Origin of the sequence: Microlunatus sp. GCM10028923, from assembly GCF_042666975.1 — a bacterium.
In the GTDB taxonomy this organism is placed as follows: domain Bacteria; phylum Actinomycetota; class Actinomycetes; order Propionibacteriales; family Propionibacteriaceae; genus Microlunatus.
Window position 1 is genome coordinate 57,644 of record NZ_JBHTFF010000019.1, and the last position, 20,218, is coordinate 77,861.

Sequence of the window (20,218 nt, forward strand, 5' to 3'; positions counted from 1 at the left end):
GCGGAGGCCGGCTCAAACGCCGGCTCAGGTCCGGCTGACGTCCAGCAGCCGGTGCGCGAACCACTCCTTCAGGCTTGGCCGGCGCCCGGCGAGTTCGACCGTGATCGCCCGCTCCCGGTCCGCCAGCTCGACCAGGTCCGGGTTGACGGCGCCGCAGCCGGTCTCGTGCCCTTCGTAGAGCCGAGTGGCGAGGATCTGCTCCTCGATCCGGTTCAGTTCGAGCAGCTGCTCACGTACCGAACATTTCCGTAGTTCCGTCTTCATGATCGCCTCCCTACCGTGCCGCCTCGGACTCCTGGAAATACCCAGTCACCGCCGGCGTCACACAGAAAAGACGGGCCGGGTTGCCGGTACGGCCACGTGGGTAGGTAACCGACATGTCGGAACAACGCATCCTGGTCCTCGACGCCGAGGGCGCCGTCGTGGCGAAGCACGGTCTCGACGAGGTCGCCGAGGCTTTGGACTGCGCCAAGGGATGCGACGGACTCGCCTGGATCGACCTGACCGATCCGGACCGGGAACAGTTCGACGTCCTCCGCGAACCGCTCCGGCTGCATCCGCTGGCCGTTCAGGATTCCCTGTCGGGCCGGCAACAGCCGAAGGTGCAGCGCTACCAGCACCACCTGTTCGTGGTGGTCTGGGACCTGGTGCCCGAGCACGGCGTCCTGGCCGTCAGCCAGCTGTTCCTGTTCCTGGCGGCCCACTGGCTGCTCACGGTCCAGCACTCCAACGGGAACGAGCCGACCGATCTCGAGGCGGTGCTGGACGACCGCCGGGACGAGGTGGGCGACGGGCCGGCCGCGGCCGCCTACGCGATCATGGCCGACGTCACGACCCGCTACACCCATGCCACGGCCGACATCGAGGCCGCCCTGGAACGGATCGAGAGCGATGTCTTCGACGCCGACACCCGGGAGGACGTGCACGAGATCTACCGGATCCGGCAGAACATCGGCCACGTCGACCGGGCCGTGTCCGGCCTCAACGCGGCGCTGGAGAGCGGACGTGATCATCTTTCCGAGCTCGCGGTCGACCGGGAGCGGCTCGATCCGTACCTGGAACACCTGATCGACGGGCTGGCCGGTACGGCGGCGATGGCCGATGATCACTCGCGGTCCATCGACGCGGTGATCTCCAGCCACGAGAGCAACGTCGCCACCCGGCAGAACCAGGACATGCGGACCATCTCGGCGCTCGCCGCCCTGTTCGCGATCCCGACCCTGATCGCCGGCCTCTACGGCATGAACTTCCAGAACCTTCCCCTGGTCGAGTCGCAGTTCGGCTGGGCCGTGGTCGCGGTCGTGATCATCGTCGCCGACGTGTCCTGTTATCTGATCTTCAAGCGCCGGCGCTGGATCTGACGTCGGTTTGGCGGGCACCCCGGCCGGATACCTGAAAGGTCTCGACCACCCGAGGACCCGAGGAGGTCATGATGCGGTGCGGCTACTTCCTCTCCACCGAGGAGCACACCCCGGACCAGTTGATCGACCAGGCCCGGCTCGCCGAGCAGGCCGGCTTCGACGCGCTCTGGATCAGTGATCATTTTCATCCGTGGAACGACGCCCAGGGCCAGAGTCCGTTCGTCTGGTCCCTGATCGGCGCGATCAGCCAGGTCTGCCGGCTGCCGGTGACCACGGCCGTCACCTGCCCGACGGTACGGATCCATCCGGTGATCATGGCCCAGGCCGCGGCGACCAGCGCCGTCCTGCTGCACGGCCGGTTCCGGTTCGGCGTGGGCTCCGGCGAGGCGCTGAACGAGCACGTGCTCGGCGGCCCCTGGCCGACGGTCGACGTACGACTGGAGATGCTGGCCGAGGCCGTCCACGTCATCCGGCGGCTCTGGACCGAGGAGTTCGTCTCGCACCGGGGGCGCCACTACACCGTGGACACCGCCCGGATCTACACCCGGCCGGACCAGCCGCCGCCGATCTACGTTTCCGCGTTCGGGCCCGAGGCGACCGACGTCGCCGCCGAGATCGGCGACGGGTTCGCGACGACCTCGCCCGACCGGGAACTGATCGGCCGGTTCAAGGAGCGCAGCGGCGGCAAGCCCGCCCAGGCGGGGCTGAAGGTCTGCTACGCCCCGTCCCAGGACGAGGGCGTCGACATCGCGCACCGGCTCTGGGCGAACGCCGGTCTGCCGGGCGAACTGGCCCAGGTGCTCCCCTCGCCGCGGCACTTCGAGCAGGCGTCCACCCTGGTCACGAAGGAGTCGACCCGCGCATCGGTCCCGTGCGGCCCGGACCCGGCGGCCCACCTGGCGGCGATCAAGGAATACCGGGAGGCCGGCGTCGACGAGCTGTACGTGTCGAACATGGGGCCGCACTACGAAGCCATGATCGACTTCTATCGGGACGAGGTGCTGCCCGAGGTGCGGGCGGCCTGATCCGCGCCGGCTGCCGGGTGGTCCCGGGCGCGGTCGCGGCGTGGATTACCTTGCGGGGATGAGCGAGACGAGCCGTGCCGAGCTCACGGCACAGGTGCTGGACCTCGGGGTGCGGCCGGGAGGGGTGCTGCTGGTGCACACCTCGTTCCGGGCCGTGCGCCCGGTGCAGGACGGCCCGACCGGCCTGATCGCCGCGCTGCGGTCGGCGGTCGGTACGGACGGCACCTTGGTGATGCCGTCCTGGACCGGCGACGACGACGAGCCGTTCGATCCGGCCCGGACCCCGGCCGATCCCGACCTCGGTGTCGTGGCGGAGACGTTCCGGCGGCAACCCGGGGTGCTGCGCAGTGATCATCCGATGGCGTTCGCCGCGGCCGGCCCGGCCGCGGACAAGATCACCGCCGATCCGCTGCCGTTGCCGCCGCACACGCCGGCCAGCCCGGTCGGCCGGGTGTACGACCTCGACGGGCTGGTGCTGCTGCTCGGCGTCGACCACACCGCGAACACGACGCTCCACCTGGCCGAGTTGATCGCCGACGTGCCGTACCGGCTGCCGAAGTCCTGCACCGTCCTCCGGGACGGCCGGCCGGTGCGGGTCGAGTTCGGAGAGAACGATCACTGCTGCCAGCGGTTCGCGCTGGTCGAGGACTGGCTGGCCGACAAGATCACCGTCGGCACCGTGGGGCAGGCCCGCGCCATCCTGGTCCGCTCCCGGGACATCGTCGACGCCGTCGTACCCCGGCTGAGGAACGATCCGCTGCTGTTCCTGCACGGGCCGGACGATCACTGTGCCGAATGCGATGCCGCCCGGCGCTCGGTCCCCTCCGGCCCCCAGGCCACGTCTCGTTGATGATCAGCGCCACCGGAAACCACGTGGACGGCCGCGCCGGCACGGCCTACGGTGATCAGCCATGGGACTCCGCATCGGCGCAACCGTCATCGACGCCCACGACCCCGGCCCGGTGGCCCGGTTCTGGGCCGAGGCTCTCGGCTGGGTGATCAGCCACGACCAGGATCCGGAATGGGTGGTCGAACCGGCCGGTGGGACCCGGGAGGACTGTGTCGTCCCGGACCTGTTGATCATCAAGGTGCCGGAGCCGAAGACGATCAAGAACCGGCTCCATTTCGATCTTCGCCCGGAGGACCAGGCCGTCGAGGTCGCCCGCCTCGAGGCGCTGGGCGCGACGCGGGTCGACGTCGGCCAGGGCGACTCACGCTGGGTGGTGATGGCCGATCCGGAGGGCAACGAGTTCTGCGTCCAGCCCGCTCACCGGCCGGAGCTCCGGGCCGCCTGGCTCCAGGCCTACGAGTCGTACCAGCGCGTGGATTCCTGACGGCCCGGAGCACCCGGTCGGAGGCTCTGACGCCCCGGCCGGGCCTGCTCGAGATCAGAGCCGGTCGAGGATGCCCTCCATCGTCGTGATCTCCTCCTGCTGCGTGGCGATGATCGTTTTGGCCATCGCGATCGCCTCGGCGTTCTTGCCCTTCTCGACCTCGGCCTGGGCCATGGTGACGGCGCCCTGGTGATGTTTGATCATGGCCTCGAGGAACTGCTGCTGGGCCTGCTCGGCGTCGGTCTCGTCGCGCAGTTCCCGCATCTCCTCCGGGGTCATCATGCCGCCGTTGTCGTCACCGTGATCCATCTGGCTGTGATCGGGCGGCGTCCCCCACTCCTCCAGCCAGCGCTTCATGGTGTCGATCTCAGGCTGCTGGGCGGCCCTGATCTGTTCCGCCAGGGTCTGCACCTCGGGATCGAGGCCCTTCTTGGCGAGCAGCGTGTCACTCATCCAGACCGCCTGCTCGTGGTGCGGGATCATCATGGCCGCGAAGGCCACGTCGTCCCGGTTCGCCGGCTTCTCGGCCGACGCGGTGGGCGAGCCGGAGGCCTGCGTCGGCGGCATCGAATGTCCCGCCATCGGATCCGTACCGCTGCTGCTGTCGCTGCAGGCGGCTCCGACGATCAAGATCATTCCCGCCGCGGCCGTGAGCCCGATCCGGCGCAACGGAGCGGGCGTGCTTCGAAACATGGGATTCATCGCGTTCCTGTTCAGGATGGTTCGCGCGGCGCAGCCTCGGTCGAGGTGGCCGCGCAGGTACTGCTCCGGAAGGTGACCGGCCGAACAGCGGCCCGCCGGCTGGAGCGTGGTGCCGGATCGGGTCGTCGAAGCTGTCGGCCGACCGCCATCAGGTCCGGCTGATCGCCAGTTCGACAGGCGTCAGGGCCGTACGGAAGTCACGCCGGAGAGGTTCGACGTACGCCACGGCACGACTCCAGCCCGGCGGTGGCGCGGGCCAGGAACCGCCGCCGGCCCTCCGGACGAAGCTCCACAGCAGTCCGAACACCATGACGAGCAGGCAGGAGCCGAGCAGCATCGCGTGGTCGCCGCAGTCGCCGCAGCCCTCTTCCTCGGCCGCCGGCTGGACCTGTGTCGCCGCGGCGTGCTCGTGCATCGCCTGCGACGCGGAGCCCGGGTCGCCGTGGCCGGACGGTTCGGGGGTGGCGAGCCGATGGTCCGCCGACAGCAGGTGCATGCCGACCACGCCCGCGACGATCAGGCCGAACAGGACAGCCAGCACCAGTCGCGTTCGGTACGCGAGCGGGCGGGTCCTCGGCTGTTCCGGCATCGGGTCCATCATGCCGCGTCAGTGCCGGTCTGTGCATCCGGACGCCCCGGGCCCCGCGTCAGCCCCCTTCGGGTCGGCCTCGGGCGTGCCTCGCCTCTCCGGTCCACCGATGCGGGGTGCCGGCCGTGCTCAACCCGGCTCCGCGGTCCAGCGCAGCAGGGCGGCCGCCTCGGCGCCGTCGGCGAGGACCGACCGGAGCGCGCCCGGCGGCAGCAGCACCACGTCGGCGTCGCTCAGCGCCGCGGCCCGCAGCAGGGCCCCACGTGCCTCGGCCTCGCCCAGGATCCCGGCGCCGTAGGTCTCGCCTCCCCTGGTCGCGACCCACGGCTCCGCGTCGAGCACGTCCAGGCGGTCCTCGGCCGGTTCGTCGGTCAGTACGACGACGTCGGCCTGGGCCCGTTGCAGGGCCGCCGCCACCGGTTCGATCCCGGTGACGCCGCCCCGCCGCTGACGTCCGCCGGTCTCGCTCAGCTGCTCCAGCAGGGCCTGTTCGGCGCGTCCGTACTGTTCGGCGATCAGCTCGTCCAGCCCCGCCTGCAGGGCGTCGTCGTCCTCGCTGCCGTCCGGGATGGTGTCGATCCGGGCTGTGAGATCGGCGGCGGCCGGCGGTAGCTGCGTGATCAACAGCTGCGCCGCGTGCGAGTCGCCGATCACCGCGATCAGCCGGGCCCCGTCGATCCGGCGAGCCTCCTCCACGGCATCGGCCAGCGCCCCGGTGTTGCGGCGCCAGATCTCCTCGGTGCGGTGCTGGTAGTGGCCCTGCGACCAGCCGCCGCGCGGGTTCTTGGTGAGGTTCTCCCGGGATCCGGTGACCGTGATCGGCTCCTGCCGTACCCCGTGGGCCGTGTGCCGCCGGACCTCGCCGCCGTCGCGGCCCACCACCACGACCAGGTATGGAAAGCGATGTTGATCATGGCGCAGCAGCGGCAGCAGATCGGGCACCGGGCCGACGGTCGCCGAGCCTGGACCGGCCTCGCTGCCGACCAGCACCTCGTCCAGCCTGACCTCGCCGGACTCGGCCAGGATCAGCCGCGCGGCTGGCCTGCTCTCGCCGGTGGCCGGCCGGACCGCCTCGACGATCGCCGTCAGGGTGGCGTCGTCGGCGCCCTGGCGCCGCAGCTCGTCGGCGACCTGGTCCGGCACGACGTCCTGGGCATGCCGGCTGTCCACCGTGCCCGTACCGGCGTCGTAGAACACCGAGCACCATGGCCCGGGCCGGCGGAACAGTTCGGCCCACAGCCGGGCCGGGTATGCAGCGGGTGCCGTCACGATGGTCCCCTCCTCAGGTACGGGTGACGTGGAGCATCCTGTTGCGACCTCACCCCGCACGTACCCCGAAGTTCCGTCCGGAAACATGCCCGGCAACCGCCGCCGGCTGCAGATGATCATGGATTGATCACCACCGGCACCGGGTACGTACTCCGTTCGGGAAGAAATTCTGCAGGAGGGAGTGAGTGTGATGAACACCGAGAGCTGGGAGGCCTGGAGCTTCCGCACCAAGACCGGTGAGACCGGCCTGCAGGCCGAGAACCTGGTCGGGTTCGAGGTCGAGGCGACCGACGGCGGCATCGGCAAGATCGTCAACGGCTCGACCGATGACGGCAGCAGCTGGATCGTGGTGGACACCGGCCCCTGGATCTTCGGCCGACTGGTCGTCCTCCCGGCCGGCACCATCGACCGGGTCGACACCGAGGACGAGAAGGTCTATCTCGACCTCACCAAGGAGCAGGTCAAGGACTCTCCGCCGCCGACCGAGGAAGCGGCCGCCCCGGACCAGGAGTACCGCGGAATCCTCGGCACCTACTACGGCGGAATCTACGGACCGCGCGGCGGCGGGTTCTGAGCCCGGCCACGACGACGAAAGGAAGTTGATCATGGCAACCGGCGAGACCGGATTCGACGATGTCACCCTCGACCTGATCTCGGTGCAGTACCACGCGCTGAAGGCCGGACATGACTACGGCCAGTACGTCCGCGACGCCAGGAACGCCGGCGAGGACGAGATCGCCGCGTTCTTCGAGCAGGTGATGGCCGAGGACTCCGAACGGGCCCATCGCTGCCACGAGTTCCTGGCCCGCTTCGGCGGCACCCGACAACACCCGGCCCCGGCAGGACGATCCGGTCGCGCTGGCCGGCAACACGGCCGCGACCGAGTAGTCGAGCCTGGCGGTGCTGATCACTCGGCTCGGTCCGGCAGCGGCGCCGGCCGCCAGCCATACACCGTGGTGTCAGAGATCTTGGTCAGGCCGGCACGCTGCAGGACGGGCCGGGAGAACTCGGTGGAACTGCTGTGCAGCAAGGATTTCCCCTGAGCGATCGCGGCCCGCGCCCGGGCCGTGGTGAGCGCACGATAGACGCCGCGCCCACGCCAGGCGACCCGGGTCGCACCACCGCAGAGATCGGCGAATTCGGTGCCGCCGACCGGCTCGATCCGGCCGGCGGAGATGATCACGCCGTCGCACTCGGCGACCCACAGTCCATGCCGTCGCCGGTAGCCAGGCGTCGCATCATGACGTCGACCCGGCGCTGCCAGTCGGGCTCGTCGAACACCTCGCCCTGCATCTCCTCCATCGCGGCCACGTCCGGGCGCTCCGTCACCCGGCGCAGGGTGACCCCGGCGGGAAGCGGCACGTCGACGGCCAGCGCGCAGGCGTCCCCCACCATGATCGATTCGCGGGCTCCGACGGTGAAGCCGTGCTCGAACAGGGCTTCCCGGAGACCGGTGTCATGGTCATGGGCGCAGGTCTTCCAGTCCACCCGCTCGATGGCGGCATCCCGGCGGAAGTGGTCCAGAGCCGTGGCCACTAACGGCTTCATCCCATCGGCCGTCACTCCGTCGAGATCCCGGTAGGTGACGAAACCCCACCCACGTTCGAAGGTGATCAGATGGAGCGGACCGACCTTCGTCAGCGCGATGACGGCCTCCGTCCGCGCCGTCCGCAGTTGCCGGTCATAGGCGTCGAGGTAGCGGGCCGCGTCATCCATGCCGATCATCGTTCCCTGCTGGAGCCGATCCGGGCAACGGAAATAGCGCCGCGCTATAGCCTCCACACCGCGTCAGCGACGTCGGCCAAGGTCCGGCAGGAGTCAAGATCAACAACGGCTCGGATCCGCCGGACCAGGAACTCGGCCTTCCGGTGCATCAGGGTGATGCTCAGGGCACGGCGCGGGAAGTCGCCGTCGACGTTCCAGCCGTAACCGGCGAGGAAGGCGCGGAGCAGCTCCCGGTCGCCCCCGAAGGCGCCGAGATACAGCGGCGGCAGCTCGTAGCAGGGATCCGTGACCTGGGCGTCGCCCCAGTCGATGATCCCCTTCAGCGTCCGGTCGTCGACGAACAGATGATCTTCGGTCAGATCACCGTGGGTGAGGCTCCGCCGGGCCCCGATCGGCGCCAGATAGTCGCCGACCTGCTCCAGCAGATGCGCCGGAAGCGTCGCGTTGGCCGCGAGCCGCGTCGCGCAGTCCCGACCGTGCTGCGTCAACCAGTCGCTCTCGAAGGGTGGCCCTGCAGGCACCGCCAGGCCGTGCAGCGTGCGGATCCGTTCGCCCAGGCGATGCGCGATCGCTTCCCGTACAGCAGAAGTGAGCCCGCGCGCGTCCCGCCAGGCGATGCCGTGCACCCGCTCGGTGATCAGGTACGGCCACGGCTGATCATGGTCACCGTAGAGCTCACCCGAGCCCAGCAGGCGCGGAGCCAGGACTTCCGGTACGTCGTGCAGCCGCTGCTGCAGGAACCGTTCGACGGCGTGATCTCCACGCCAGGACGGGAACCGGCCGAACAGCTTGACGACCACGTCCCCGACCAGGAACGTCGGATACTTCCCGACCTGGCCCACCTCGAGATCGGCCCACGGCAGCCGATGTAGGGCGAGGACTGCCGAGACGTAGGGCTGCCAGACCTCCCGGTGGTGCAGGCTTTCGACATAGGCACGGCGGGACGGAAACTCCGGTACCGGAGGTTCGAGCACAGTCACGTGTCTCCTTCCTTTCCGACGGCAGGTCGTCGCTGCGGCTAGGCTCGCCCCATGCAGAACGGGGCGGGCCGTTGGCTCCGCGCAGCGGGCATCGTGCTGATCATCGTCGCAGCGGTCAGCGCGGTCATCCTGTTTATTCAGCCGTGGCGCTCATGCGACTACGAGGACACCTCGGCCGGCTGCGCGGTACTCCCCCGCGACGCGGCGCTCATGATCATCGCCCTGTTGATCGGAGCAGTCGGCATCGTCATGACCCTCGCCGGAGTCGCGCTGCGAAGGCGTACCTAGGACGAAGGACGCCGCCGCGGCGGCGTGGTCCGAAGTCCCGCACGGCGCAGGCGCTCGCCGGCCTGGCGCTCGGTCAAGACGGTGACAGGCTGGCCGACCGTGTGCTGATATTTCGCGTCGTAGGCAAGGGTCCAGAGCCCGGCGGCCCAGGCCCGTTGGAGTTCATCGGCGTCGAGCTTCCGGCCCCGCGCGCGGCCGTACGCGTCGAGGAATCGCTCGGTCTCCTCAACGGTGGCTCGTTCGTCCGCACCGCCGCCGGTCGAGTAGAGCGCGGCAGCGAACCCGACGAGGACGTCTTCGCTCTCGACGATCATGCTGTCCCAGTCGTGCACCACCAGGAGCGAGTCTTCGTTCCAGCGCAGGTTCCCGGCAAGCCAGTCGCCATGGCCGATCATGACGTCGGACCCGCCGACTCGCAGCCGATCACGGGCCCTGCGCCCGACCTCGTCGATCCAACTCGCGCCGGGCCGCTGGTTGAGGTCGGCGTCAGGGTCCTCCTCCGAACGCGGCCACAGTTCGTCACCACCGTGGTTCCACGACGGCGCCGGATCAAGCGCCGGCACCTCGCCCGGCCGCGGAGCCAACCTGATCAGCCACGCCAAGGCCTCCGCGAACGACGCCGCCGGGTCGTCCGTGCCAGGAAGCATCGCACCACCCGGGACATAGGCCTCCGCGGTTGCCAACTCGCCCCCGAACGGGACGGCGCCGGTGAGCGGCCGGGGACACGGATAGCCGGCCTGGAACATCCTGCGCTGGATGTCGACACAGGCCGCGATCCGGGGCGCGTCCGGACGAATCTTGACCACGACCTCACGACCGTCGGCCAGCCGCAGCCCGACGACGACCGACAGGTGCCCGGACCTGAACAGCTCATCAGCGGGCGGACTGCCCAACTGCTCGGCACACCACCGAGCGAGTCGACCGGAATCGACGACGGGACGACGCGGCATTCGATCATCATCACACCGCGTTCGATCAGGCGGCCGAAAACCGGTGGACACTCGGGACGGATTCTGGGATTCCTTGTCCATGACCCCCGGCCCGCTGCCGTCGAGCAGCCCAGCTGAACAGGGCGTGGCCGCCGGCCACCTCCTGCGATTCCTCGACGGGGTCGAGGAAGCCGAGGGCGTGGAACTGCACTCGCTGATGATCTTGCGGCATGGCCACGTCGTCGCCGATGGCTGGTGGGCGCCCTACCAACCGGACCTGGTGCATCACCTGTACTCGTTGAGCAAGGGCTTCACGTCGGCCGCGATCGGGCTCGCCGAGGCCGAAGGATGGCTGGCCCTGGACGATCCGGTGATCAAGTATTTCCCGGACCTGGACGCCGAGATCACCGATCCACGATCACGCTCCATCCTGATCCGGCACTTGTTGATCATGGCCAACGGCCACGACGTCGGCACCTGGAGCCAGACCTTCGACGTTGACCCATCGGACCCGGTGCGCGGGTTTCTCCTGATGGTTCCGGACTCGGATCCGGGGACGGTGTTCACGTACGACGAGTCCTGCAGCTACACCTTGGGCGCGATCGTGCAGCAGACGACGGGACAGACGCTGACCGAGTTCCTGCGGCCGAGGCTCCTCGACCCTCTCGGCATCGACCGGTTCGGCTGGGTCCAGGTGGCCGGCCGTGACGCGGGCTCGGCGGGCCTGCATGCCACGACCGACGCCGTCGCCCGGCTGGGTCAACTCCTCCTCCAGCGCGGCCACTGGAACGGCCGCCAACTACTTCCCGAAAGCTGGGTCGCCGAGGCGACCCGGCGACAGATCTCCAGCAGCGGCCCGGGCCCCGATTGGCAGCAGGGGTACGGATTCCAGTTCTGGATGTCCCGGCACGGCTACCGTGGCGACGGACTGTTCGGACAATTCTGCCTGGTCCTTCCCGAGCACGACGCGGTGATCGTCGCCACCGGTGCCAGCAGCGATCCGCCGGCCTTGCTGGACCTGATCTGGACCCGCCTCCTGCCCGCCTTCGACACCGAGAACACCCGGTCGGCCGTGCCCGGCCCACAGGACGCCGCCCTTCGTGACCGCTTGGCCCAACTCCAGGTCCCCCCTGCCTCCGGACGGCTGGCACCACCGGCGCATCGTGCGGAGTGGGCGGGCGCCGTCTTCCGCCCGGCAGGAGGTACGTGCGATGCCCAGCCCGACTTGAGCATGATCGAACTGGCAGCAGAACAGGAGGACTGGCGGATCATCGCGACCGACTACGACACCCGGTACTCGCTGCTCCTGCACGCCCGAGGTTGGAACCGGGCGGCAACGGTCGCCGGCGTCCCGACCGTGATCAGCGGCGGCTGGACCAGCGACTCCACCCTGACCTTCGCCATCGTCTTCCTGGAGACCCCGCACCGGCTCGCCGTCACCTGCGACCTACCGACACGTACCTTCCGAGCCGCATGGCACACGGCTCCGCCGGGCGGATTCGACTTCGACGAACTCCGTTCGCCCTCCTGAGACGGCAAGGGCGCCGGTCGTCGCTAGACCGGGAGATTCAGGCTGAGCCGGGCCAGCTCCATGCGCCAGGCCGATCGGCCATCGGATATCGGGCAGACCGGCTTCTCTCCGGATGCGATCCGGCCCTCGGCCCCACACGGTCAGCCGAGCCTGGCCGCGAGCAGCTTCTTGCCTTGCTCGGCACCCTTTCGGCTCTCGGACTGGGCCCGGCGGAAGAACTCTGCAAGTTCCGCGTCACCGTCCCGCTCGGAGTCCTGGATATAGCCTTCGAGCTTCAGCGCGTTGCTCAAGCAGGCTTCGACGAACCAGATGATGTTGTAGGTCTTGTCCTTGGTCCCGGTCACGGAACCGGTCTCGGTGTCACTCATGAGACTTCCCTTCCATGCAGAGGTTGTTCTCGAGGTTTACCCAGCGCCGGGCCCCGCTACCCACCAGCAGAGCGTTCGACGCTGATAGCTGCCGAAACAAGATCAACGGCGCCCCTCGGCTGAACCCTCAGGCCGGGCCGCTGGCGGGTTCGCCCGGTGTGCCGGCCTCGTAGAGGTCCCGGTCGATCAGGTTGCCGTTGAAACCTTGATCATCGGGGTCGCGGTGGAACACGTCGGCAAGCACGCGGCGGCCGCGGTCGTCGAGCCGGTCCGCGAACCGAGCGCCGAGGTCGACGGGGAGCCGGTCGGAACGGTCGGCCCGGTGCGCCAGCTGGGCGGCGCGGTGCACGGCCGGACCGGCGTAGGCGACATTGCCGCCGCCGGCAGCCGCATCGAGATCGGTGTTGATCATGACCAGCCGGCCGTACTCGATGCCGACGCCGTAACCGATCATCAGCGTCTCGTTGTCCTGCTGCAGCTGCCGGTTGATCATCCACCGCAGCGTGTTGGCCCGGGCGGCGAGATCGAGGACCGCCGAGGCATCGGCGCCGGTCGGAGTGTCGTAGATCGCCCACATCCGGTCTCCGATGAAGGAGAGGTGCCGTACCTGCGGGCAGGTCAGGATCGCGGTCAGCTCCGAGACCAACGCCCGGTACAGCCGCGCCAGCCGCTCCGCCGGGTAGCGCCGGGCCAGCCCGCTGGAGTCCCGTACGTCGACGACGAGCACGGTTCCGAAGACGACGGCGCCAGGCCCGTGCAACCGTGGCGGCATCGCCTCGGCGGCCTCTTCGATCGGGTCGTCGTTCAAGATCACGCCGATCCGGGCATAGCCCGCTTTCGGGTCGTAGTCACCAGCGGCCGGGGCAGCACGGCTGATCATGGTTCAGGCCTCCAGGTCCAGATCCCGCGGTACGTCGTCGACGGTCAGATCCGGCCGGAGCCGGAGATGGCGGAGCCGGTGGCGCCAGTGGCCGGTCTCGCCCGCGGCACCGTTGCTGGTGGCGACGTCGACGCGGATCTCGGCCACCAGGTCCGGCTGCACCCGGTGGTACGGGCGCGGCTCGCGATCATGCCACGACGGCGGCAACACGTCGGGCCACGGATGATCATCGGCCGGCGTGATCACGGCCGCGACCTGCTCGGCCGCCGACGAGGACAGGTCGGTCGTGCGGCCGGCCAGGTGCAACTGCCCGTCCGAGGTGTGCAACCGGCCGACCACCAGTGACTCGGGCCGGTCGAGCGGACCGGTCACGCCGCCGATGATCACCTCGGTCGTCGCGTAGCGTTTGATCTTCGACCAGCCCCGCGCGCCCGGACGGTAGGTTCCCGCGGCGCGCTTGGCGACGATCCCCTCCACCCCGACCTTGGCCAGCGCTTCCAGCCACACCTCGGCCGTGTCGAGCTCGTCGGTCTGCATCCCGAGGACGACCTGGTCGGACGGGTCCGGTTCGGCGAGCAGCATCGATTCCAGCAGCGCGCGCCGCTCCGCCAGCGGCCGACCGGTCACGTCGCCGTCCGGGGTGCGCAGCAGGTCGAACGCGATCAGGTGACAGGGTTCGGTCCTCGCGAGTTCGCGGGCTCCGCGGCCGGCCGAGCGGTTGCGTCGCTGCAGCGCCTCGAAGTCGAGCCGGCCGTCCACGGCCCAGCGCACGATCTCCCCGTCGATCACCGTACCCGCCGGCAACGCCCTGGCGGCCGCGGCCGCGACATCAGGGAACGCGTCATTGAGGTTGGTGCCGCGACGGGAGAAGAGGGACGCCGAACCGGGCTCGTCGACCCTCGCGATCGTACGGAAGCCGTCCCACTTGGGCTCGAACAACCAGCCCGGCCCGGCCGGCAGCCGATCGGTCAGCGTCGCCAGCATCGGCCGTAGCTCCATCGTTCCATTGTCTAGCCGCGAGGCGGGAACGGATCGTCCTCGTACGTGAACTCGTCCTGGACCCGGCCATCCTCGCCGTGCACGACGACCTGGGACGGCTTCGTCCGCCCGGCGGCCTCCCGGGCCAACTGGATCGCCTTCTCCTTGGTGTCACTGGTCGCGATCCCGGTCTCGCCCTGCTCCACCTGCCAGTGCCCACTGCGCGGCACCACATGCACCACATTCCGATCCATCACCGATCACTCTCCTCGATTGCTCACCCGGTGATGTACCCAACCTGGTCGGCCATGAAAATCCGGCCCGCTCGTCGGTGAAGGCTGTTCGCCGCCTGCTACCTTGAGAGCAACACCGGTCGAGTGTGGACCTTCACCTCCCGGGATCAGCGTGCTGTCACCGTCAGCACCATCTCCTCCCTTTCCGAGAAGGAACCCACCCATGCAATCCTCCCTACCCGGCCGAGGCATGCCCTCGCTCAGGCGCGTCCTGATCTTCGGCACGTTGCTCAGCTCGGTCGCCTACTTCGCCGCCCTACCGTTCCTGCCGCTGGTCCTCACCGCTCGAGGTGCTACCGACCCGGCGACGGTCGGGCTCGCCATCGGCGCCATCGCGCTGATCGCTGCGCTCGGCGGCGGACCTGTCGGCGCGGTGATCGATCGGACCTCGGCCCGCCCGTTCCTGATCACCGGTCTCGTGCTCACGGCTCTCGCCTACCTGGTCCTCGCCGCCGTCACGGACCTGGTGCTCTCCATCGCCATGATCATCACGCTCGGCGTCGGCCGGACTCTCATGGAACCGGCGAGCAAGCACCTTCTCTCCACCATCGACTTCCGCACCGGATCCGGATTTCGGTGGCGCCACGCGATGCTCAGCCTCGGCGCCATCGCCGGCCCGGCCGCCGGCGCTGTCACCTTCGGGCTCTCCGAACAGGTCTACTTCGCCGTACCTGCCCTGCTCTACGCCGGCTACGCCGTCATGCTGATCTTGATCACCCGTTCGCAAGATCCTGCTGCCGTACGGGATTTCGTCGCACCGCCCGCCGCGGTTCCCGATCGACCGCGGGAGGGCCGCGGCCAGCTGACCCGCATCATCATGATCGGCATCTTGATCTTCACCGTGTTCTCCCAGCTGAGCACGGTGTTCCCACTCCTCCTGAACGAACGCCTGGGCACGACCGGCGTCACCCACCTCGCAGTACTGCTGATCATCAACGCCGTACTCAATCTGGCCTGGCAGTTCGTCCTGCCCCGGCTCCGGCTGACCGTACGGGCCTCCATGATCATCGGTACGTTCGCCTTCGTCGTCGCGCTGGCCCTGTTCCAGCTCGGCCTGGAGACCGTACCGCTGCTCTATCTCGGCATCCTGTTCTGGTCAGCCGGACAGTCGGCACTGCTGCCTGGGCAGGAGATCATGCTCCACCAACTCACCGGCACGTCGAAGGGGCTCGCCTTCGGACTCGGCGAACTCCGCTACCTCGGCTTCTTCCTCGGCCCGTGGCTGGGCGGCGCCCTCTCCGGCAACGCTCCCGCGGCCTACCCAGCCGTCATGTTCGGCGTCTGCCTCGCGGCGGCGCTGCTGCTCCTCGTTCATCCGTACGGAGCTCGGCCTCCCCGGCCGGCCGCCCGCGCTTCAGCTGTTCCGGGCGGCGATCACCAACAGGATGATGATCAACAGTGATCCGGCGGTGACCAGGACGAGGCGGGCGACCTGGAGCGGCCGTAGCCAGTTCGGATAGGCGCCCGTCGCCGCGTCGACGAACGAAGCAACGTTCAGCGTGTGCAGCCGTTCGTCGTCGGACTTGGCGAAGGCAGCCTGCAGCATGCGGGTGGTGCGGAGCTGGCTGACGGTGACGTACCCACCGACGACGAGCAGGATCGGCTGGAAGATCCAGGACCCGATCCGCCCGGCCGGCGTGCCGGTCAGGTTGAGCACTGCCAGGACGACCAGGACGGCGGCGATCGCCAACGGGACGAGGGCCTCTGCGGCACTCTCGTCGAAGCGGACCTTGTTGGCGGCCAGCACACCGGCCGGGAGTCCCTGCCGCTCCACCTCCGCCTCGGCGGCCCGTTGGGCCGCGGTCCCGGTCCGGAAGGCGACCGCGGCGATGATCACGAAGGTCGCCGCCGTGGCCAGCTGCACCGCCGCGGCGATCAACTCAGGACTCATCAGATTCCTCCTACTTGAACTAAGTGCAAGAGGGAGCCTAGTGGCCCACTTGAACTAAGTACAATTCGATTGGCTAGGCTCTCGGAGTGCCTCGCGACACCCTGACCCGACCGCTGATCGTCGGCGCCGCCATCGAACTCCTCGACGTCGAGGGGTTGACCGGCCTGACCATGCGGCGGCTCGGCGGCAAGCTCGGCGCCGTCCCCACGGCGGTCTACTGGCACGTCGGCGGCCGGGATGAGCTGATCGCACTCGCGGCCGACGAGGTGTGGGCCGAAGTCGGCCTGCCCGGACCGGCGGAGCACGGCTGGCGGCCGGCCGCGACGACGATGGCGACCGATCTGTACTCGATGATCACCCGCCACCCCTGGCTCGTGCCCGCGATGAGCAACCACCTGCTCTACGGCCCCGGCAAGGCCCGCCATGATGATCATCTTCTCGCCGTCTACGAGGCGGCCGGCCTCACCTCGGACGGAGCCGACGAGGCCTCCACCACCGTGTTCGCCTTCGTGCTCGGCCTTGCCGTCGGTGCGACGGCGGAGACGGCTTGGCGGGCACGACTTCGCCGGGCGGACGACGGCGACCAGCGACTGGCCGAGGCCATGGCCCAGGTCAGCGAGATCGCCAGGCAGTTTCCCCGCCTGCGGAGCCGCGCCGCGCCCGAGGCGGCCGCCCACCACGACGACCGGCTGACGGCCGGGCTGGCCAGAATCCTGGACGGCATCGAGGCCGAGAGCCGCGCTTCGGGGCCCAGACCGTGATCGGGACCTAAGGTGGGGGTTCGTGACCAAGCTCAGTCCTGCGGCGACCGGCCAGCCTGACTCGTCCCCGACCGGGCCGGGCGACTCCGGCCGCGGCAGCGGGTTGGGTCGTTGGCTGATGGCGAACCGGGTCCATCCGGCCGGGCCGGAAACCCAGGAAGGGCATGCGCCACCGCAGCCGTGGTGGAAGGTGATGTGCCTGACCGGGGTGGACTACTTCTCCACGCTGTCCTATCTCCCCGGGATCGCCGCGCTGGCCGCCGGGGCGCTGTCGCCGCTGGCCACGCTGCTGATCGTCGCGCTCACCCTGCTGGGGATGCTGCCGATGTACTGGCGGGTGGCCAGGGAGAGCCCGCACGGCCAGGGCTCGGTCGCGATGCTGGAGAAGCTGCTGCCGTTCTGGCGGGGCAAGGTGTTCGTCCTGGTCCTGCTCGGGTTCGTGGCGACCTCCTGGATCGTCACCATCACCCTGTCCTCGGCCGACGCGACCGTACACCTGTTGGAGAACCCGCTGGCCCCGGACTTCCTGCACGGCCAGGCCGTACCGGTGACCATCGTGTTGCTGCTCATCCTGGGCGGTGTCTTCCTGCTCGGCTTCAACGAAGCCGTCGCGGTCGCGATCCCCCTCGTCGCCGTATTCCTGGCGGTGAACCTGACCGTGATCGGCGTCGGGCTGGCCCGGATCGCCGCCGCGCCCGAACTGCTGGGCCGGTGGGTCGAGGCACTCACCGTCAACGGGGTGGGGTTCGGCGACATCGCCGGCCCGGCCATCCTGGCCTTCCCGCTGCTGGTGCTCGGACTGTCCGGCTTCGAGACCGGCGTGTCGATGATGCCGTTGGTCAGGTCGACCGGGTCGACACCCGAGGAACGGCTGGCGAACCGGATCAAGAACACCCGCCGACTCCTGACCGCGGCCGCGTTGATCATGTCGGTCTTCCTGATCGGTACGAGCTTCATCACCACCGTGCTGATCCCGGCCGAGGAGTTCGCCCCCGGCGGCGCCGCGAACGGTCGCGCCATGGCCTATCTCGCCCACGAAGGCCTCGGCGAGGTGTTCGGCACCGTGTACGACCTGTCCAGCATCACGATCTTGTGGTTCGCCGGCGCGTCGGCCATGGCCGGCTTGATCAACATCGTGCCCCGCTACCTGCCCGCGTACGGCATGGCACCCGAATGGGGCCGCGCGGTCCGGCCGGTGGTGATCGTTTACACCGCGGTCTGCATCATCGTCACCCTCGTGTTCAACGCCGACGTCGATGAACAAGCCGGCGCCTACGCCACCGGCGTGCTGGCCATGATGGTCTCCGGCGCGGTCGCGGTGACCATCAGCGCCGTCCGTCGACGGCAACGGCGGGCCGCCATCGGGTTCGCCGTACTCACCGCGATCCTGCTGTACGCGATCGTCGCCAACATCATCGCCCACCCCGACGGCATCATCATCTCCGCGCTCTTCATCGCCGCCGTCATCACCGTCTCCCTCATCTCACGGCTCACCCGGTCCCTGGAACTGCGGGTCGACCGGATCGAGCTGGACGAGAAGGCCCAGCTGTTCATCCGGGACTGCACCCGCCGGACCCTGCGGCTGGTCGCGAACGAGCCCGACATCCTCGACCAGGCCGAGTACAGCGAGAAACGCCGCCAGATCCTGGCCGACAACGACCTCACCGACGACCAGGCCATCGTGTTCGTCGAGGTCACGGTGACCGACCCGTCCGAGTTCTCCCGCGAGCTGAGGGTGCAGGGCGTCGTCACCCACGGCCAGTACCGGGTGCTGCGCCTCGAGAGCCCCACCGTGCCCAACGCCCTGGCCGCGCTGCTGCTGCACCTTCGGGACCAGACCGGCTACCGGCCCCACATCTACCTCGAGTGGACCGAGGGCAACCCGATCTCCCACTTCCTCCGCTTCCTCTTCCTCGGCGTCGGGGAGACGGCCCCGGTCACCCGCGAGATCATCCGCCGCGCCGAGCCCGACCGCAGCCGGCGACCCCACGTCCACGTCGGCTGATCAACGCCTCCCCCTGCGTGACCGGGGAGGCGTGCCGAAACCTCCGCGACGGCGGTGGACCGTTGTCGCGGAGGCTCCGGGATGATCACCGGTTCGACGTACCGCCCGGGCGCACCGGGAGCGCCGTGAGGACCGCCTGCAGGCCCGGCGTCCGGGTCAGTTCGGCGGCCGGGACGGCGAGGTCGAGGTCGGGGAATCGCGACAGCACGCTGCGGAACGCGAGGTCGGCCTCCACCCGGGCCAGCGCGGCGCCCAGGCAGTAGTGGATGCCCTGCCCGAACCCCAGATGCGGATTGTCCGCGCGGTCGAGTTGGACCAGGTCCGGCTGATCGAATCGCCGCGGGTCCCGGTTGGCGGCGGCGTAGACGATCTGTACGGCGTCATCCTCGAGGATGGTCACACCGCCGAGCTCGGTGGTCGTACGGGCGAAGCGCATCGGGGCGATCTCCGCCGGTCCGGCCATCCGGAGCATCTCCTCCACCGCCGCCGGGATCAGATCGGGGTCGGCCTGGATCCCGTGCCGCTGCTCCGGGTTCTCGAGCAAGATCAACAAACCGTTGCCGATCAAGCTGACGGTGGTCTCGTGGCCGGCGAGCAGGATGGTGATCGCGAGGGAGATCAACTCCTCCTCGCTGAGCCGATCGCCGTCCTCCTCCTGCGCGATGATCAAGGCGGACAGGACATCCGTGCCGGGCTCGGATCGCTTGGCGGCGATCAGCTCTCGCATGTAGCCGACGAGCCCGCGGGTGGCGACCGCGATCCGCTCCAGATCCGGAGCGACGATGTCGACGGCCCAGGTACGCCAGCGATCAAGATCAGCTTCGGGCACCCCGAGCAGCTCGCAGATCACCCGGATCGGCAGCGGATAGGCCAGCCGCTGCACCGCGTCGACGACCGGCTCGTCGGTCCAGCCGTCGAGCAGGTCGTCGACGATCTCCTGGATCCGAGGCCGCATCGCTTCGACCCGGCTCATCGTGAAGCCGCGCGAGACGAGCTTGCGGAGCCGGGCATGCTCGGGCGGGTCATAGGCACCGAGCGTGTGCAGCAGGTACGGCTGCACGTCCTCCGGAAGTCCGCCGACCGCCGCCACATCGACCGTCGAGCGGCGCCCGATGATGTCGTTGCTGAATCGCTGATGATCTTTGAGCACCGCAAGACTCTCGTCGTACCCGGTGACCAGCCAGACCGGGCTGCCGTTGAAATAGCGCCCCGGGCTGACCGGGCCGGCTGCTGCCAGGTCTGCGTAGAACGCCTTCCGGTCCGGGGCCGTGAACAGGCCGACCAGGTCAGTGGCATTGTCATTCATCGG

24 protein-coding genes are annotated in these 20,218 nt (G+C 69.3%); 11 read left to right on the forward strand and 13 right to left on the reverse strand.

What is annotated here, in order from left to right; all coding sequences use genetic code 11:
* Positions 1-24 precede the first annotated feature (24 nt).
* Complete coding sequence (locus tag ACFQU4_RS33120) at positions 25-264, reverse strand: hypothetical protein (protein ID WP_377500471.1); 240 nt, start codon at positions 262-264, stop codon at positions 25-27.
* A gap of 113 nt (positions 265-377) precedes the next feature.
* Here ACFQU4_RS33120 and ACFQU4_RS33125 point away from each other — a divergent pair, with 113 nt between their 5' ends.
* The 4 genes from ACFQU4_RS33125 to ACFQU4_RS33140 all read left to right on the forward strand — a co-directional run bounded on the left by ACFQU4_RS33125 (position 378) and on the right by ACFQU4_RS33140 (position 3,720).
* Positions 378-1,361: a CorA family divalent cation transporter gene (locus ACFQU4_RS33125; protein WP_377500473.1), complete on the forward strand. Its 984-nt coding sequence runs from the start codon at positions 378-380 to the stop codon at positions 1,359-1,361.
* Between the two features lie 68 nt (positions 1,362-1,429).
* On the forward strand, positions 1,430-2,386 hold the full coding sequence (locus ACFQU4_RS33130) for a TIGR03557 family F420-dependent LLM class oxidoreductase (protein ID WP_377500475.1): 957 nt from the start codon (positions 1,430-1,432) through the stop codon (positions 2,384-2,386).
* Positions 2,387-2,444: 58 nt separating this feature from the next.
* Positions 2,445-3,236, forward strand: coding sequence for an AAC(3) family N-acetyltransferase (locus ACFQU4_RS33135; protein WP_377500477.1), 792 nt, complete (start codon positions 2,445-2,447; stop codon positions 3,234-3,236).
* A 61-nt stretch (positions 3,237-3,297) separates the two neighbouring features.
* Positions 3,298-3,720 carry a VOC family protein gene (locus ACFQU4_RS33140; protein WP_377500479.1) on the forward strand — a complete coding sequence of 141 codons (423 nt, stop codon included), beginning with the start codon at positions 3,298-3,300 and terminating at the stop codon, positions 3,718-3,720.
* A 54-nt stretch (positions 3,721-3,774) separates the two neighbouring features.
* Here the strand turns inward: ACFQU4_RS33140 and ACFQU4_RS33145 are convergent, their stop codons facing one another.
* The 3 genes from ACFQU4_RS33145 to ACFQU4_RS33155 all read right to left on the reverse strand — a co-directional run bounded on the left by ACFQU4_RS33145 (position 3,775) and on the right by ACFQU4_RS33155 (position 6,280).
* The gene (locus ACFQU4_RS33145) at positions 3,775-4,413 is read right to left on the reverse strand and encodes a DUF305 domain-containing protein (RefSeq protein WP_377500481.1); all 639 of its coding nucleotides are present in this window, start codon (positions 4,411-4,413) and stop codon (positions 3,775-3,777) included.
* 157 nt (positions 4,414-4,570) lie between these two features.
* Entirely contained in the window at positions 4,571-5,011 is a 441-nt protein-coding gene (locus tag ACFQU4_RS33150) for a hypothetical protein (protein WP_377500483.1), read from the reverse strand.
* 129 nt (positions 5,012-5,140) lie between these two features.
* Complete coding sequence (locus tag ACFQU4_RS33155) at positions 5,141-6,280, reverse strand: Vms1/Ankzf1 family peptidyl-tRNA hydrolase (protein ID WP_377500485.1); 1,140 nt, start codon at positions 6,278-6,280, stop codon at positions 5,141-5,143.
* Positions 6,281-6,470: 190 nt separating this feature from the next.
* Between ACFQU4_RS33155 and ACFQU4_RS33160 the strand changes: the two genes are divergently transcribed.
* The gene (locus ACFQU4_RS33160) at positions 6,471-6,854 is read left to right on the forward strand and encodes a PRC-barrel domain containing protein (RefSeq protein ID WP_377500487.1); all 384 of its coding nucleotides are present in this window, start codon (positions 6,471-6,473) and stop codon (positions 6,852-6,854) included.
* 31 nt (positions 6,855-6,885) lie between these two features.
* Positions 6,886-7,323, forward strand: coding sequence for a hypothetical protein (locus tag ACFQU4_RS33165; RefSeq protein WP_377500489.1), 438 nt, complete (start codon positions 6,886-6,888; stop codon positions 7,321-7,323).
* 136 nt (positions 7,324-7,459) lie between these two features.
* On the opposite strand, the gene ACFQU4_RS33170 is transcribed toward ACFQU4_RS33165, so the two are convergent.
* Both ACFQU4_RS33170 and ACFQU4_RS33175 read right to left on the reverse strand, forming a co-directional pair.
* On the reverse strand, positions 7,460-8,005 hold the full coding sequence (locus ACFQU4_RS33170) for a hypothetical protein (RefSeq protein ID WP_377500491.1): 546 nt from the start codon (positions 8,003-8,005) through the stop codon (positions 7,460-7,462).
* Between the two features lie 44 nt (positions 8,006-8,049).
* Positions 8,050-8,985, reverse strand: a complete 936-nt coding sequence (locus ACFQU4_RS33175) for a phosphotransferase family protein (RefSeq protein WP_377500493.1) — start codon at positions 8,983-8,985, stop codon at positions 8,050-8,052.
* 51 nt (positions 8,986-9,036) lie between these two features.
* On the opposite strand from ACFQU4_RS33175, the gene ACFQU4_RS33180 reads away from it, so the two are divergent.
* Positions 9,037-9,273 carry a hypothetical protein gene (locus tag ACFQU4_RS33180; protein WP_377500495.1) on the forward strand — a complete coding sequence of 79 codons (237 nt, stop codon included), beginning with the start codon at positions 9,037-9,039 and terminating at the stop codon, positions 9,271-9,273.
* Here the strand turns inward: ACFQU4_RS33180 and ACFQU4_RS33185 are convergent.
* The gene (locus ACFQU4_RS33185) at positions 9,270-10,223 is read right to left on the reverse strand and encodes a phosphotransferase (RefSeq protein WP_377500497.1); all 954 of its coding nucleotides are present in this window, start codon (positions 10,221-10,223) and stop codon (positions 9,270-9,272) included. The genes ACFQU4_RS33180 and ACFQU4_RS33185 overlap by 4 nt on opposite strands.
* 79 nt (positions 10,224-10,302) lie before the next feature.
* Between ACFQU4_RS33185 and ACFQU4_RS33190 the strand changes: the two genes are divergently transcribed.
* Positions 10,303-11,733, forward strand: coding sequence for a serine hydrolase domain-containing protein (locus ACFQU4_RS33190; RefSeq protein WP_377500662.1), 1,431 nt, complete (start codon positions 10,303-10,305; stop codon positions 11,731-11,733).
* Between the two features lie 140 nt (positions 11,734-11,873).
* On the opposite strand, the gene ACFQU4_RS33195 is transcribed toward ACFQU4_RS33190, so the two are convergent.
* The 4 genes from ACFQU4_RS33195 to ACFQU4_RS33210 form a co-directional block, all read right to left on the reverse strand.
* Complete coding sequence (locus ACFQU4_RS33195; protein ID WP_377500499.1) at positions 11,874-12,101, reverse strand: hypothetical protein; 228 nt, start codon at positions 12,099-12,101, stop codon at positions 11,874-11,876.
* 127 nt (positions 12,102-12,228) lie between these two features.
* Positions 12,229-12,981 (reverse strand): hypothetical protein, encoded by a 753-nt coding sequence (locus ACFQU4_RS33200; RefSeq protein ID WP_377500501.1) that lies wholly within the window; start codon positions 12,979-12,981, stop codon positions 12,229-12,231.
* A 3-nt stretch (positions 12,982-12,984) separates the two neighbouring features.
* The gene (locus tag ACFQU4_RS33205; protein WP_377500503.1) at positions 12,985-13,980 is read right to left on the reverse strand and encodes an ATP-dependent DNA ligase; all 996 of its coding nucleotides are present in this window, start codon (positions 13,978-13,980) and stop codon (positions 12,985-12,987) included.
* An 11-nt stretch (positions 13,981-13,991) separates the two neighbouring features.
* Entirely contained in the window at positions 13,992-14,213 is a 222-nt protein-coding gene (locus ACFQU4_RS33210) for a DUF2188 domain-containing protein (RefSeq protein WP_377500664.1), read from the reverse strand.
* A 229-nt stretch (positions 14,214-14,442) separates the two neighbouring features.
* Here ACFQU4_RS33210 and ACFQU4_RS33215 point away from each other — a divergent pair, with 229 nt between their 5' ends.
* The gene (locus tag ACFQU4_RS33215) at positions 14,443-15,654 is read left to right on the forward strand and encodes an MFS transporter (RefSeq protein WP_377500505.1); all 1,212 of its coding nucleotides are present in this window, start codon (positions 14,443-14,445) and stop codon (positions 15,652-15,654) included.
* Here ACFQU4_RS33215 and ACFQU4_RS33220 read toward each other — a convergent pair.
* Positions 15,607-16,143, reverse strand: coding sequence for a hypothetical protein (locus tag ACFQU4_RS33220; RefSeq protein WP_377500507.1), 537 nt, complete (start codon positions 16,141-16,143; stop codon positions 15,607-15,609). The two genes, ACFQU4_RS33215 and ACFQU4_RS33220, sit on opposite strands and share 48 nt — an antisense overlap.
* 86 nt (positions 16,144-16,229) lie before the next feature.
* On the opposite strand from ACFQU4_RS33220, the gene ACFQU4_RS33225 reads away from it, so the two are divergent.
* Positions 16,230-16,904: a TetR/AcrR family transcriptional regulator C-terminal domain-containing protein gene (locus ACFQU4_RS33225; protein WP_377500509.1), complete on the forward strand. Its 675-nt coding sequence runs from the start codon at positions 16,230-16,232 to the stop codon at positions 16,902-16,904.
* A gap of 22 nt (positions 16,905-16,926) precedes the next feature.
* Positions 16,927-18,909 (forward strand): amino acid transporter, encoded by a 1,983-nt coding sequence (locus ACFQU4_RS33230; protein WP_377500511.1) that lies wholly within the window; start codon positions 16,927-16,929, stop codon positions 18,907-18,909.
* A gap of 85 nt (positions 18,910-18,994) precedes the next feature.
* On the opposite strand, the gene ACFQU4_RS33235 is transcribed toward ACFQU4_RS33230, so the two are convergent.
* On the reverse strand, positions 18,995-20,215 hold the full coding sequence (locus ACFQU4_RS33235) for a cytochrome P450 (protein WP_377500513.1): 1,221 nt from the start codon (positions 20,213-20,215) through the stop codon (positions 18,995-18,997).
* Positions 20,216-20,218 lie beyond the last annotated feature (3 nt).